Origin of the sequence: Limnohabitans sp. Hippo4 (genome assembly GCF_003063605.1) — a bacterium.
In the GTDB taxonomy this organism is placed as follows: Bacteria; Pseudomonadota; Gammaproteobacteria; order Burkholderiales; family Burkholderiaceae_C; genus Limnohabitans_A.
This window is the reverse complement of record NZ_NESE01000002.1, coordinates 340858-353653: the sequence shown is the minus strand read 5'-3', so window position 1 is coordinate 353653 and position 12796 is coordinate 340858. Positions and strand designations below refer to the sequence as shown.

11 protein-coding genes and 2 riboswitches are annotated in these 12796 nt (G+C 54.0%); of the genes, 7 read left to right on the top strand and 4 right to left on the bottom strand.

Annotation, left to right across the window (positions count from 1 at the left end; translation table 11 throughout):
- Positions 1 to 2: 2 nt before the first annotated feature.
- The 3 genes from gluQRS to B9Z46_RS07165 are packed head-to-tail and all read left to right on the top strand — an operon-like array spanning position 3 to position 2624.
- Positions 3 to 929, top strand: a complete 927-nt coding sequence (gene gluQRS, locus B9Z46_RS07175) for a tRNA glutamyl-Q(34) synthetase GluQRS (RefSeq protein ID WP_108255249.1) — start codon at positions 3 to 5, stop codon at positions 927 to 929.
- On the top strand, positions 926 to 1663 hold the full coding sequence (gene trmB / locus B9Z46_RS07170) for a tRNA (guanosine(46)-N7)-methyltransferase TrmB (RefSeq protein ID WP_108255247.1): 738 nt from the start codon (positions 926 to 928) through the stop codon (positions 1661 to 1663). The genes gluQRS and trmB overlap by 4 nt, the downstream gene beginning before the upstream one ends.
- Positions 1641 to 2624 carry a pseudouridine synthase gene (locus B9Z46_RS07165; protein ID WP_108255245.1) on the top strand — a complete coding sequence of 328 codons (984 nt, stop codon included), beginning with the start codon at positions 1641 to 1643 and terminating at the stop codon, positions 2622 to 2624. Before trmB ends, B9Z46_RS07165 begins: the two co-directional genes overlap by 23 nt.
- An 81-nt stretch (positions 2625 to 2705) precedes the next feature.
- On the opposite strand, the gene alaS is transcribed toward B9Z46_RS07165, so the two are convergent.
- A complete protein-coding gene (gene alaS / locus B9Z46_RS07160) occupies positions 2706 to 5330 on the bottom strand; it encodes an alanine--tRNA ligase (RefSeq protein WP_108255243.1) in 2625 nt (874 codons plus the stop codon).
- 97 nt (positions 5331 to 5427) lie between these two features.
- On the opposite strand from alaS, the gene B9Z46_RS07155 reads away from it, so the two are divergent.
- Positions 5428 to 6906, top strand: a complete 1479-nt coding sequence (locus B9Z46_RS07155) for an NAD-dependent succinate-semialdehyde dehydrogenase (RefSeq protein ID WP_108255241.1) — start codon at positions 5428 to 5430, stop codon at positions 6904 to 6906.
- Between the two features lie 97 nt (positions 6907 to 7003).
- Here B9Z46_RS07155 and B9Z46_RS07150 read toward each other — a convergent pair whose 3' ends face one another.
- Together B9Z46_RS07150 and B9Z46_RS07145 are read right to left on the bottom strand one after the other, a co-directional pair.
- Complete coding sequence (locus B9Z46_RS07150) at positions 7004 to 7645, bottom strand: CoA transferase subunit B (RefSeq protein ID WP_055361164.1); 642 nt, start codon at positions 7643 to 7645, stop codon at positions 7004 to 7006.
- A 2-nt stretch (positions 7646 to 7647) separates the two neighbouring features.
- Positions 7648 to 8355 (bottom strand): CoA transferase subunit A, encoded by a 708-nt coding sequence (locus B9Z46_RS07145; protein ID WP_055361165.1) that lies wholly within the window; start codon positions 8353 to 8355, stop codon positions 7648 to 7650.
- A gap of 80 nt (positions 8356 to 8435) precedes the next feature.
- On the opposite strand from B9Z46_RS07145, the gene B9Z46_RS07140 reads away from it, so the two are divergent.
- On the top strand, positions 8436 to 9038 hold the full coding sequence (locus B9Z46_RS07140) for a peroxidase-related enzyme (protein ID WP_108255239.1): 603 nt from the start codon (positions 8436 to 8438) through the stop codon (positions 9036 to 9038).
- 23 nt (positions 9039 to 9061) lie between these two features.
- Here B9Z46_RS07140 and B9Z46_RS07135 read toward each other — a convergent pair whose 3' ends face one another.
- Entirely contained in the window at positions 9062 to 9484 is a 423-nt protein-coding gene (locus B9Z46_RS07135) for a thioesterase family protein (protein WP_055361167.1), read from the bottom strand.
- Between the two features lie 136 nt (positions 9485 to 9620).
- Between B9Z46_RS07135 and B9Z46_RS07130 the strand changes: the two genes are divergently transcribed.
- Both B9Z46_RS07130 and gcvT read left to right on the top strand, forming a co-directional pair.
- A complete protein-coding gene (locus tag B9Z46_RS07130; RefSeq protein ID WP_108255237.1) occupies positions 9621 to 11318 on the top strand; it encodes an electron transfer flavoprotein-ubiquinone oxidoreductase in 1698 nt (565 codons plus the stop codon).
- 34 nt (positions 11319 to 11352) lie between these two features.
- Positions 11353 to 11455, top strand: a riboswitch (glycine riboswitch).
- 17 nt (positions 11456 to 11472) lie between these two features.
- Positions 11473 to 11603, top strand: a riboswitch (glycine riboswitch).
- Positions 11604 to 11617: 14 nt separating this feature from the next.
- Positions 11618 to 12775 carry a glycine cleavage system aminomethyltransferase GcvT gene (gcvT, locus tag B9Z46_RS07125; RefSeq protein ID WP_199220570.1) on the top strand — a complete coding sequence of 386 codons (1158 nt, stop codon included), beginning with the start codon at positions 11618 to 11620 and terminating at the stop codon, positions 12773 to 12775.
- Positions 12776 to 12796 lie beyond the last annotated feature (21 nt).

The following is a 12796-nucleotide window of genomic DNA, read 5'->3' as shown; positions in this document are numbered from 1 at the left end:
GAATGTATCGCGGCAGATTCGCGCCCTCACCCACGGGTGAATTGCACGCCGGCTCATTGGTGGCCGCACTGGCCAGCTACCTGGATGCGCGCGCTCACCAGGGCGAATGGAGGGTTCGCATGGAGGACATCGATGGCCCTCGATGTGTACCTGGTGCCGACCAAACCATCATGCAACAGCTGCAGCAATGTGGCTTGCAATGGGACGGCGAAATTGCCTACCAATCCCAACGAAACAGCTTGTATCAAGGTGCGCTAGATCAATTGTTGGCACAAGGTTTGGTCTACCCCTGCGGCTGCACGCGCAAAGAAATTGAAGAAAGTCAGGCCCTGATGGGGTTGAACTTAGAACGTCACAAAGCGGCCGTTTATCCAGGCACCTGCCGCGATGGCCTGCAAGGCAAATCCGCCAGAGCTTGGCGATTCAATGCCCAAGCCTGGAGCGCAAAGCGCGGCAGCCCATGGGTCCATTGGACAGATAGACGCTTAGGCGCACAAACGCAAAACGTTTTAGACGAAGTGGGCGATTTTGTATTGAAACGTGCAGATGGTTTATGGGCCTACCAGCTGGCTGTGGTGGTAGACGATGCGGCGCAAGGCATCAGCCATGTGGTGCGCGGTCAAGATCTAACCGACAACACGGCCAGACAAATCATGTTGCAAGAAGCCTTGGGGCTTGCGCGCCCCCACTATTTGCACACCCCCTTGGTGTTGGGACCCAATGGCGAGAAACTGTCGAAGCAAAATGGCGCCAAGGCTTTGGACTTGAGCACCGAGGCAGCGATATGCAACACCATGAGGCTGGCCGCATCGAGCTTGGACCTTCATACTGCTTCAGATACCTTCACGGCCATGAGCCAGCTGCCTTCAGTGCTTGCGCAGTGGACAGATGAATGGGCACGTCGCGAAGCCACTAAAATCGAGGCATGACCTCAGACACCTCCAACCAAGCGCCCGCAGATGTGGCGTTTCCCAAAAACATCAAAAGCTACGTAAAGCGCGCCGGCCGCACCACCACCGGTCAAGCCAAAGCGTTTGAAGTGTGGGGTCCTCAGTATTTGCTGCAGTACGCGCCCGAGCCATTGAACATGACAAAAGCCTTTGGCTTGAACGGCCAAGACACCGCGCCAGCGCCTGTCATTTTGGAAATTGGCTTTGGCATGGGTGAGGCCACCGCACACATTGCCAAAGTTCGCCCACACGACCATTTTTTGTGCTGCGAAGTCCATGAACCCGGTGTGGGCGCCTTGCTCAAACGCATTGGCGAACAAGACATTCACAACATCCGCATCTTGCAACACGATGCAGTTGAAGTAATCGACAACATGTTGCCTTTGTCGTCGATTGACGGCGTGCACATCTTTTTTCCAGACCCATGGCACAAGTCCCGTCACAACAAACGCAGACTGATTCAAACACCTTTGATTGCCAAACTGGCGGCACGCCTGAAACCTGGCGCTTACATTCACTGCGCCACCGATTGGGAGCCATATGCGGTTCAAATCTTGGAAGTGCTGAGTGCAGAGCCTTTGCTGAAAAACACCGCGGATGCCTCCCACGGTGGCTATGCGCAAAAGCCAGACTACCGCCCGCTCACAAAGTTTGAAAACCGCGGCTTGAAATTGGGGCACGGTGTGTGGGATGTCGTCTTCCAGCGCGTCTAAGCTGCTCGTCAATGGCGTCAGCGCAAGCAAAGTGGGCGTGCCTGCCAACACGCAGCTGACAGCTCTTGATTTTTTGTGCGCAAGATTTCCGGCCGTTCAACGCGAAGTGTGGCTAAAGCGATTTGACGAAGGCCGCGTGCTGAATGCCATCGGGCAACGCATTGAACCCGCGCAGCGTTTGTTAAGCGAATCGCACTTGCACTACTTTCGCGAGGTGTCGGATGAACCCACCTTACCATTCAAAGCGCAGATCATTTTTCAAGACGCGCACTTGGTGGTGGCCGACAAGCCGCACTTCATGCCGGTCACGCCAGGCGGTCAGTATGTGCAACAAAGTTTGCTGGTCCAACTCAAGCAGCAATTGAATTTGCCAGAGCTCTCACCTATTCACCGCATTGATCGAGAGACTGCAGGTCTTGTGGTGTTCAGTGTTCGAGCGCAAGACCGTGATGCGTACCAAGCCTTGTTCAGGCTTCGAGAAGTTGATAAAACATACGAGGGGATTGCGGCAGCGCCCGAGTCCTCTCCCTTGAGGCTTGAATTTCCACTGACACACAAAAGCAGGATGGTGGAAGATGTTCAGTTTTTCAGGATGCGTGAATTGGACGCTGATGAAATACAGGATGGCAAAACAACGAACAGCGAAACTTGGATTGACTGTGTTGATCGATTGGATGGCAACGCTTCAGCCATGCCAACCGTCACCTCATCGCCGCCAGCCCTGGCGCGTTATGTTTTGAAACCCATCACAGGCCAACGCCATCAATTGCGTGTGCATATGAACGCGCTTGGCTTGCCCTTGATGGGCGATCAGTTTTATCCCGTGGTCAAGCGCGCGGCGGATGAACTTGATGATTTCAGCTCGCCCTTGCAGCTTCTGGCAAAGACGATTGCTTTCTATGATCCACTGGCGGGTGTTGCCAGAAGGTTTGAAAGCTGCAGAGCTCTCAAATTCAGTTGACTCGCCCATGAAAAAAGCCCCTAGCGGGGCTTTCTTCAAACTCAAATTTCTGACGACGAAATCGTCAGTGCATTTGAAATATCACAAACGCTCGGTCACCCAAGCCTGCACACTGGCCAATGCAGCATTGAGGTGGGTTGCATCCGTGCCACCCGCCATGGCCATGTCGGGCTTACCACCGCCCTTGCCGCCCACTTGCTGGGCCACAAAGTTCACCAACTCACCAGCCTTCACTTTGCCTGTGGTGTCGGCGGTCACGCCTGCGGCCAATTGAACTTTGTCACCGTCCACCGCAGCCAACACAATGGCGGCGGTTTTCAGCTTGTCTTTCAACTTGTCCATGGTGTCGCGCAATGTTTTGGCATCGGCACCTGGCAGCAAGGCGGCCAAGACTTTGACGCCCTTCACATCGGTGGCTTGCGTCATTAGCTCGTCGCCTTGTGATGAGGCCAATTTGCCTTTGAGCGCGGCCATTTCTTTTTCCAAGGATTTCACTTGGTCCAAGACTTGCGCGATGCGGCTGTTGAGTTCTGAAGGCGCTGCTTTCAAGCTGCCAGCTGCTTTGGAAACAGTGGCTTCCAGAGACTGCAAGTAAGCCAAGGCATTGCTACCGGTGACGGCCTCAATGCGGCGTACACCTGCGGCCACACCGCTTTCGGCCACCACTTTGAACAAACCGATGTCGCCCGTGCGGTGCACGTGGGTACCGCCGCAGAGTTCACGGCTGGAGCCAATTTCCAACACGCGTACAGTTTCGCCGTACTTCTCGCCAAACAACATCATGGCGCCGGTTTTTTGCGCCGACTCAATGTCCATCACACGGGCTTGCGTGGCGGGGTTGGCCCAAATTTCTTGGTTCACTTTGGCTTCAATGGCCAAAATTTGTTCTTCGGTGATCGGGGCGTTGTGCGCAAAGTCAAAGCGTGTGCGCTCGGCATTCACCAAGGAACCTTTTTGTTGCACGTGGTCACCCAAGACTTCTCGCAAGGCTTTGTGCATCAAGTGTGTAGCCGAGTGATTGCGCACGGTGGCCGCGCGCACGTCGGTGTTCACTTGAGCTTGCACTGCATCGCCCACTTTGAGGCTGCCTTCCAGCAACACGCCATGGTGACCAAACACATCCGCCTTGATCTTCAAGGTGTCGGCCACTTCAAACTTGGCGCCCGCTGTTTGCAACAAGCCTTGGTCACCCACTTGGCCGCCAGACTCTGCATAGAAAGGTGTTGTGTCCAACACCACCACGCCGTTTTGACCGGCCTTAAGTTCAGTGGCAGGCGTACCCTCCACATATAGCGCCAACACTTTGGCGGTGGCTTGCAGTTCGTCGTAACCCACGAAGGTGTTGCCTGCGCCGGTGTACTCCAGCGCGCGGTCCATTTTGAATTTGCCAGCCGCACGGGCTTGGGCTTTTTGACGCTCCATGGCGGCGGCAAAGCCGGCCTCGTCCACGCTCAAATCGCGCTCGCGGCAAACGTCGGCAGACAAGTCCAAGGGGAAGCCATAGGTATCGTGCAATTTAAAAGCCACTTCACCAGGCAACACTTTGACGCCGCCTTCCAGTGCTGCGTCCAAAATTTGCATGCCCACTTCCAAGGTTTCAAAGAAGCGCTCTTCTTCAGCCTTCAAGATGTCGGTGATGCGTTTTTCTTGTGAGGCCAAGCTGGGATAAGCCGCGCCCATCAACTTCACCAGGTCGGGCACAAGCTTGTGGAAGAACGGTGTTTTTTGGCCCAACTTGTACCCGTGGCGAATAGCACGGCGCACAATGCGGCGCTGCACATAACCACGGCCTTCGTTGCTGGGCACCACGCCATCGCTCACCAAGAATGCGGTGGCGCGAATGTGGTCGGCAATGACGCGCAATGACTTGTTTTCCAAATCTTTGCAGCCTGTTTCACGCGACGCAGCTTTGATCAATGAATCGAAAATGTCGATTTCATAGTTGCTGTGCACGTGCTGCAGAATGGCTGCCAAGCGCTCCAGGCCCATGCCGGTGTCAACGCAAGGTGCTGGCAAATTCTTCACGCTGCCGTCGGGCTGCATGTCGAATTGCATGAACACGTTGTTCCAAATTTCAATGTAACGGTCGCCGTCTTGTTCAGGGCTACCGGGGGGGCCGCCAGCAATTTCAGGACCGTGGTCATAGAAGATTTCGGAGCAAGGACCGCAAGGCCCGGTGTCGGCCATCATCCAGAAATTGTCGGACATGTAGCGTCCGCCTTTGTTGTCACCAATGCGCACCACGCGCTCGGGTGGCAGGCCAATTTCTTTCGTCCAAATGTCGTAGGCTTCGTCGTCTTCAATGTAGACGGTGGCCCACAGTTTGTCAGCGGGCAATTTGTAAACTTGGGTGAGCAGCTCCCAGGCCCACTTCAAGCTGTCGCGTTTGAAGTAATCGCCAAAGCTCCAGTTGCCCAACATTTCAAAGAAGGTGTGGTGGCGTGCGGTGTAACCCACGTTTTCCAAGTCGTTGTGTTTGCCGCCTGCGCGCAAGCAAGCTTGTACCGACGCCGCGCGCACATAGCTGCGTTTGTCGGTGCCCAAGAACACGTCCTTGAATTGCACCATGCCGGAGTTGGTGAACATCAAAGTGGGGTCGTTGCCGGGAACCAAGGGGCTGGACGCCACCACGGTGTGACCTTTTGACGCAAAAAAGTCGAGGAAGGTTTTGCGAATCTCAGCAACAGAAATAACAGGTGTGCTCATGGCAGGGTATCTTTATGAAAGCCTTACTTGGCCTAACTTTCCATTATAAGATTGCTGACGCTGCGAATCGCGCCCAAAAACTCTCTTGGAGACCCCTATGGACATGAAAACATCCCCCTTGGCCCTGTTGAAGGACCCCACCCTGCTCAAAACCGACGCATTGGTCAATGGCCAGTGGGTCAAAGGCAGCAGCCGTTTTGATGTCAATGACCCCGCCACAGGCGCCAAATTGGCCGATGTGGCGAACCTGAGCGCCCAAGATGCAGAGGCCGCCATTGCAGCGGCCAATAACGCACTGCCCGCCTGGCGCGGCAAAACCAGCAAAGAGCGCAGCATCTTGCTGCGCAAATGGTACGACTTGCTGATGGCCAATGTGGAAGATTTGGGCCGAATCATGACCGCAGAACAAGGCAAGCCCTTTGCAGAAGCCAAGGGCGAAGTGATGTACGGCGCCAGCTTTGTAGAGTGGTACGCAGAAGAAGCCAAACGCGTCAATGGCGAAACACTGCCTCAGTTTGATAACACGCGCCGCCTGATGGTCATCAAACAACCGATTGGCGTTTGTGCGGCCATCACGCCATGGAACTTCCCATTGGCCATGATCACTCGCAAGGTTGCGCCTGCATTGGCTGCCGGTTGCACTGTCGTGATCAAACCCGCAGAGCTCACACCCCTTACAGCTTTGGCCGCAGGTGAATTGGCCATGCGAGCTGGCATTCCCGATGGCGTGATCAACTTGCTCACGGCCGATTCAGACAACAGCATTGCAGCTGGCAAGGTGTTCTGCTCTAGCGACATCGTGCGCCACATCAGCTTTACAGGCAGCACCGAAGTGGGTCGTATTTTGATGGCGCAATCGGCACCCACAGTGAAGAAACTCTCATTGGAATTAGGCGGCAATGCGCCCTTCATCGTGTTTGATGACGCAGACATTGACAGCGCTGTAGATGGTGCCATGGCCAGTAAATACCGCAACGCGGGACAAACGTGTGTGTGTGCCAATCGCATCTACGTGCAAGAGTCGGTGTACGACACCTTCGTGCAAAAGTTTGCCGCCAAAGTCAAAGCTTTGAAAGTGGGCAACGGTTTTGAAGAGGGTGTAGTGCAAGGCCCACTCATCGAACCCGCTGCTTTGGAAAAAGTCACACGCCACGTCGAAGATGCCAAAGCCAAAGGCGGTGTGGTGTTGGCAGGTGGCAAAGCTTTGAACGGTCAGTTCTTTGAACCCACCGTCATTGGCAATGCCACATCCGACATGCTGTGCGCGCGCGAAGAAACCTTCGGTCCCTTTGCACCGGTCTTCAAATTCAAAACAGAGCAAGAAGCCATAGCTGCCGCCAACAACACCGAGTTTGGCTTGGCCAGTTATTTCTACAGCCGCGATGTGGGCCGCATCTTCCGCGTCAGTGAAGGTTTGGAATACGGCATGGTGGGCATCAATGTGGGCATCATTGCCACTGAGCATGTGCCCTTTGGCGGCGTGAAGCAATCGGGCTTGGGCCGCGAAGGCTCGCACCACGGCATGGAAGAGTACCTCGAGATGAAGTACTTGTGCATGGGCGATATTTTGAAGTAATTGAACTTCATCACATCATCCCCATCACGAGGATGTAACACCATGAAAAAAGCCGCTGAGAAGCGGCTTTTTTGTTGAACGTATTTTCTAATTTCGTTTAGAAAATCAGCTTCACACCCGTTTTGCTTTGCAAAACTTCTTGCGTCACACCGGGCGCCATCTCCACAACCTTCAAACCTTCAGGCACCACATCCATCACAGCCAAATCGGTGATGATGCGATCCACAACGCCCACACCCGTTAAAGGCAATGTGCACTGGGGCAAGATTTTCAAATCTTCGGTGCCATCTTTTTTCTTGGCCACGTGTTCCATCAAGATGATGACGCGCTTCACGCCCGCCACCAAGTCCATGGCGCCGCCCATGCCCTTAACCATCTTGCCTGGAATCATCCAGTTGGCCAGGTCGCCCTTTTCGCTCACTTGCATGGCGCCCAGGATGGACAAATTGATTTTGCCACCACGAATCATCGCGAAGCTGTCATGACTGCCAAAGATGGAAGAGCCTTTGATGGTGGTCACTGTTTGTTTGCCCGCATTGATCAAGTCGGCGTCGACTTCATCTTCTGTGGGGAATGGGCCAATGCCCAGCATGCCGTTTTCAGATTGCAGCCACACTTCAATGTTGCTGGGCACATGGTTGGCCACCAAAGTGGGAATGCCAATACCCAAGTTCACATAAAAGCCGTCTTGCAATTCGTGGGCAGCACGCGCCGCCATTTGGTCTTGATTCCAGCTCATGCTCAGACTCCTGCTTTCTCTGTGATGGTGCGTTTTTCAATGCGCTTTTCGGGGTGCTTGTTGAGCACCAAGCGATGAACATAAATGCCAGGCAAGTGAATTTGATCGGGCACCATGTCGCCGGTTTCAACAATCTCTTCGACTTCCACAATGCACACCTTGCCGGCCATTGCCACAGCCGGATTGAAGTTGCGGGCCGTGAGGCGGAACTGCAAGTTGCCTGATTTGTCGGCGCGCCAGGCTTTGACCAAGGACACGTCAGGCACCAAAGCGCGCTCCATCACATAAGTTTCGCCATCGAATTCACGCAGCTCTTTGCCATCTGCCACCACAGTGCCCACGCCTGTTTTGGTGAAGAAGGCTGGAATGCCTGCACCGCCAGCGCGCAGCTTTTCAGCCAGCGTGCCTTGGGGGGTGAATTCCAATTCCAATTCACCCGCCAAAAACTGACGCTCAAATTCTTTGTTCTCACCCACATAGGATGAAATCATTTTTTTAATCTGACGTGTTTCAAGCAACTTGCCCAAGCCAAAACCGTCGACACCCGCATTGTTCGAAATGGCGGTGAGGTTTTTGCAGCCAGAGTCGCGCAGCGCATCAATCAGGGCTTCAGGGATACCGCAGAGGCCAAAGCCACCCACAGCAAGCAGTTGACCATCTGCCACGACGCCTTTCAGCGCCTCGGCCGCAGAGGGGAAAATCTTGTTCACAGGGCACTCCTAAGAGGGGAAAGACTTAAAACCCATAGTGTAATAGGTGAATAGAATCGGAAAACTGACAAGGATTGACCATGACCAGCACCGCCAAAGCCCAACGCTACCCCGTACCTGAGCTCAAAGATGTTCCCGAAGACATTCGCGCCAAGATTTTGGAGGTGCAAGAAAAAGCTGGTTTTGTGCCGCAAGTCTTTTTGGCTTTTGCGCGCAGACCCGCAGAGTGGCGCGCGTTCTTTGCTTACCATGACGCCCTCATGGTGCCCGAGTCTGTAGGTCGCACCAGCAACCTGACCAAAGGCGATCGCGAAATGATCGTCACCACCACCAGTGCGGCCAACAACTGTTTGTATTGCGTGGTGGCCCATGGCGCCATCCTGCGCATTTACGAAAAGAAGCCCTTGGTGGCCGATCAAGTGGCGGTCAACTATCGCAAAGCAGACATCTCACCGCGCCAGCGCGCCATGCTCGATTTCGCCATGAAGGTGTGTTTGCACAGCGACCAAATTGAAGATGCCGACTTTGCGCCTTTGCATGCGCAAGGTTTTGACGACGAAGACATCTGGGACATTGCGGCCATTACAGCCTTCTTTGGTTTGTCCAACCGCATGGCCAGCTTCAGTAACATGATGCCCAATCCTGAGTTTTACTTGATGGGTCGCGTGCCCAAACAAAAATAACAGGCTCTCGGCGGCTTGCTTTTTCAGGGCGTCACGCGAGCCCTGATTTCGTCCGGCAAGTTCACGGCTTTTTGCAAAGGGAAATCCACCCAAATGGTGGTGGCCCCGCCTGCCGCGTAAATCACTCCAGGCTTGTCCACCAGCTCCAAGGTGCACCAGCTCTCAAAAGTGGTGCGCGCAGGGTCGCTCACATACATTTTGGCCAGCACATTCCCTGGGTATTCCAGCTGTTTGTAGAAATTGCAGAAGGCATTCACGATGACGGGACCCTGCCCTTGCGGATTAGGTTCGCAGCCAATCGACTGGAAATAATCAATGCGCACGGTTTCCAGATATCTAAAGTAAACCGTGTTGTTGACATGCCCCATGGCATCCATGTCACCCCATCGAATGGGGATGATCATTTCGTGAACTTTTTTCTTGATCTCTGGTATTTCAAATTTCATCGTTCATCTCGACTAATTGCATTGGCCTAAGTCATCATTTAGGTGACTTGATGAAGGCAGATTCTGCCTCTTCCACGTTTAAAATGGACAAATTGCCATATTTGGCCCCTAAATTTCAACTTGATGTGAGTCCACCATGACACCCGAAGAGATTTTGAATACACACGGTCCCCGCGAATCCATGGAATACGACGTGGTGATTGTGGGCGGTGGCCCAGCAGGTTTGTCGACGGCCATTCGCTTGAAGCAATTGGCCCAAGAAAAAGGCACGGAAGTTTCTGTGGTGGTGTTGGAAAAAGGTTCCGAGCCCGGCGCGCACATTTTGTCGGGCGCCATCATGGACCCCATTGCCCTGACTGAACTCTTTCCCAACTGGAAAGAAATGGGCGCCCCTTTAAATCAACCGGTCACGGAAGACATCTTCTTGATGACCACTGAAAACGGCGCCACACGCGTCCCCAATTTCGCCCTGCCACCCTGCTTTCACAACGATGGCAACTACATCATCAGCTTGGGCAACCTCACCCGCTGGTTAGGCGAACAAGCCGAAGCCTTGGGCGTAGAAATTTTCCCAGGCTTTACGGCGGCAGAAGTTTTGTACAACGCCGACGGCTCCGTCAAGGGTGTGGCCACTGGCAACATGGGCATCGGCAAAGATGGCGAGCCAACGGACAGCTTCCAATTGGGCATGGAACTGCATGCCAAGTACACCGTGTTTGCTGAAGGCGCGCGGGGCCATTTGGGCAAGCAGGTCATTGCCAAGTTCAAATTGGACGACGGCAAAGATCCGCAAAGCTACGGCATCGGCATCAAAGAGTTATGGGAAATCGACCCTGCACGTCACAAAGCTGGCTTGGCCTTGCACAGCGCTGGCTGGCCCTTAGACGAAAACACCTACGGCGGCTCTTTCCTGTACCATATGGAAGACAACAAAGTGGTGGTGGGTTTTGTGGTGGGCTTGGATTACACCAACCCTTGGCTCAGCCCCTTTGAAGAATTCCAACGCTTCAAAACACACCCCAACATTCGCTGGTACTTTGAAGGCGACGAGGCCAAAGGCATTGCGCCAGCTAAACGCATTTCTTATGGTGCGCGTGCCATTACAGCAGGTGGCCTTTTGTCCTTGCCTAAAACTGTGTTCCCAGGTGGCGCCTTGGTAGGTTGCGATGCGGGGTATCTCAATGCCAGCCGCATCAAAGGAAGCCACGCAGCCATCAAGACTGGCATGTTGGCAGCCGAAGCGGCCTATGACGCATTGCAAGCTGGACGCGCGCATGACGAACTCAGCGCGTACCCAGAAGCTTTCGAGAACAGCTGGTTGCACACCGAGTTGAATAAGGCCCGCAACTTCAAGCAGTGGTTCAAAAAAGGCCGCACAGTGGGCACGCTCATGACCGGTGTGGAGCAATTTGTGTTGCGCGGCCATGTGCCATGGACAATTCGCCGTGCAGCGGCCGATCACACTTACCTCAAGCCTGCGGCTGATTGCCAACCCATTCAGTATCCCAAGCCCGATGGCAAGCTCACATTTGATCGATTGTCCAGTGTGTTCATCAGCAACACCAACCACGAAGAGAATCAACCGGCGCACCTTACCTTGAAGGACGCCAGCGTGCCGGTGGGCATCAACTTGGCCAAATTTGCAGGCCCCGAGGCGCGCTATTGCCCTGCTGGCGTTTACGAATACGTCAAGAACGAAGACCAATCCGATCGTCTGCAAATCAATGCGCAAAATTGCGTGCATTGCAAAACCTGCGACATCAAAGATCCAACACAAAACATCGTCTGGGTCACACCAGAAGGCGGTGGTGGACCTAACTACTCTGGCATGTAAAAAGTGCTGGCAGGTTCAAAAGACCTGTTTATAATTTGAGCCGTCAGGAGAGTGCAGGCTTGTAAAAGACTGCCACCGAAGGCGCAGGAAATCTTTAGATTTCTGAACGCTCAGGTACCCAGGACTGACAAACGTTGTTAACTTTGTTTATCAACGCATCCTCACTGGAGAGAGAGGGCGGACCATCCGGTCGAACCCTCCACCGAAGGCGCAACCCGCAGTGAGTCTTTCCCCCGAAAGACACAACCGGCGAATCGCTCAGGTAAAGCGGACAGCGAGGGCAATCCATGATTTCGGTCATGGTTTTACTTTGCCCTTGGAGAATTCAATTGTCCGCTGACACCGCTTTGCTCAACACCCCCCTCAATGCTTTGCACATAGAGCTTGGCGCACGCATGGTGCCCTTTGCCGGTTACAGCATGCCCGTTCAATACCCCATGGGTTTGATGGCCGAGCACCATCACACACGCGCCGAAGCAGGTTTGTTTGATGTGTCGCACATGGGCCAATTGCGTTTGGTGGGTCCCGATGCCGCGGCAGCCTTTGAATCTTTGATGCCAGTCGATGTGATCGATTTGCCTGTGGGCAAACAGCGCTATGGTTTGCTGCTCACCGACGAAGGCACCATCATTGACGACCTGATGTTTGTCAACCGCGGCACTGATATTTTTGTGATTGTGAACGGTGCTTGCAAAGTCAATGACATCGCACACATTCAAGCGCGCATTGGCTCGCGATGCCAAGTCATTCCCATGCCCGAGCGCGCCCTCTTGGCTTTGCAAGGTCCTAAAGCGGTTGATGCTTTGTCACGCATGGTGCCAGGCGTTGAAAAGTTGGTGTTCATGACTGGCGCAGCGTTTGAATGGCAAGGTGCGGATCTGTTCATCACACGTTCTGGCTATACCGGTGAAGATGGGTTTGAGATTTCTGTGGGCAATACCGAAGTGGATGCATTTGCCCGCGCCTTGTTAGCGCAAGCAGAAGTGAAGCCCATTGGTTTGGGTGCTCGCAATTCCCTGCGCCTCGAAGCGGGATTGTGTTTGTACGGCAACGACATCGACACCACCACTACCCCTATCGAAGCAGGCCTCAATTGGGCCATTCAAAAAGTACGTCGCACAGGTGGCGCACGCGCTGGTGGTTTCCCTGGTGCCACCATCGTGTTGGGCCAATTGGATGGCACGCATCCTCTAACTCGCAAACGTGTCGGTTTGATTGCGAAAGAACGTGTGCCCGTTCGCGAACATGTAGAACTGCAAAGCTTGCAGGGCGTCAAGATCGGTGAAGTGTCCAGTGGTTTGCTCGGCCCCACCACCAATGTGCCTGTCGCCATGGGCTATGTGGACGTTGCAAATGCTGCAATGAGCACGGTTGTGAATGCCATGGTGCGCGGCAAAGCAGTGCCCATGACGGTCAGTGCCATGCCTTTTGTTCCTAATCGTTATTACCGCGGCTAAAGATCGCCCAACAATTGTGAT

What these genes read in the sequence shown, in the direction of transcription:
- B9Z46_RS07140 (WP_108255239.1), top strand. Translation starts at nt 8,436, where the DNA reads ATGACCAGCACCGCCAAAGCCCAACGCTACCCCGTACCTGAGCTCAAA.
- trmB (WP_108255247.1), top strand. Translation starts at nt 926, where the DNA reads ATGACCTCAGACACCTCCAACCAAGCGCCCGCAGATGTGGCGTTTCCC.
- B9Z46_RS07165 (WP_108255245.1), top strand. Translation starts at nt 1,641, where the DNA reads ATGTCGTCTTCCAGCGCGTCTAAGCTGCTCGTCAATGGCGTCAGCGCA.
- B9Z46_RS07130 (WP_108255237.1), top strand. Translation starts at nt 9,621, where the DNA reads ATGACACCCGAAGAGATTTTGAATACACACGGTCCCCGCGAATCCATG.
- alaS (WP_108255243.1), bottom strand. Translation starts at nt 5,330, where the DNA reads ATGAGCACACCTGTTATTTCTGTTGCTGAGATTCGCAAAACCTTCCTC.
- B9Z46_RS07155 (WP_108255241.1), top strand. Translation starts at nt 5,428, where the DNA reads ATGGACATGAAAACATCCCCCTTGGCCCTGTTGAAGGACCCCACCCTG.
- B9Z46_RS07135 (WP_055361167.1), bottom strand. Translation starts at nt 9,484, where the DNA reads ATGAAATTTGAAATACCAGAGATCAAGAAAAAAGTTCACGAAATGATC.
- gcvT (WP_199220570.1), top strand. Translation starts at nt 11,618, where the DNA reads ATGGTTTTACTTTGCCCTTGGAGAATTCAATTGTCCGCTGACACCGCT.
- gluQRS (WP_108255249.1), top strand. Translation starts at nt 3, where the DNA reads ATGTATCGCGGCAGATTCGCGCCCTCACCCACGGGTGAATTGCACGCC.
- B9Z46_RS07150 (WP_055361164.1), bottom strand. Translation starts at nt 7,645, where the DNA reads ATGAGCTGGAATCAAGACCAAATGGCGGCGCGTGCTGCCCACGAATTG.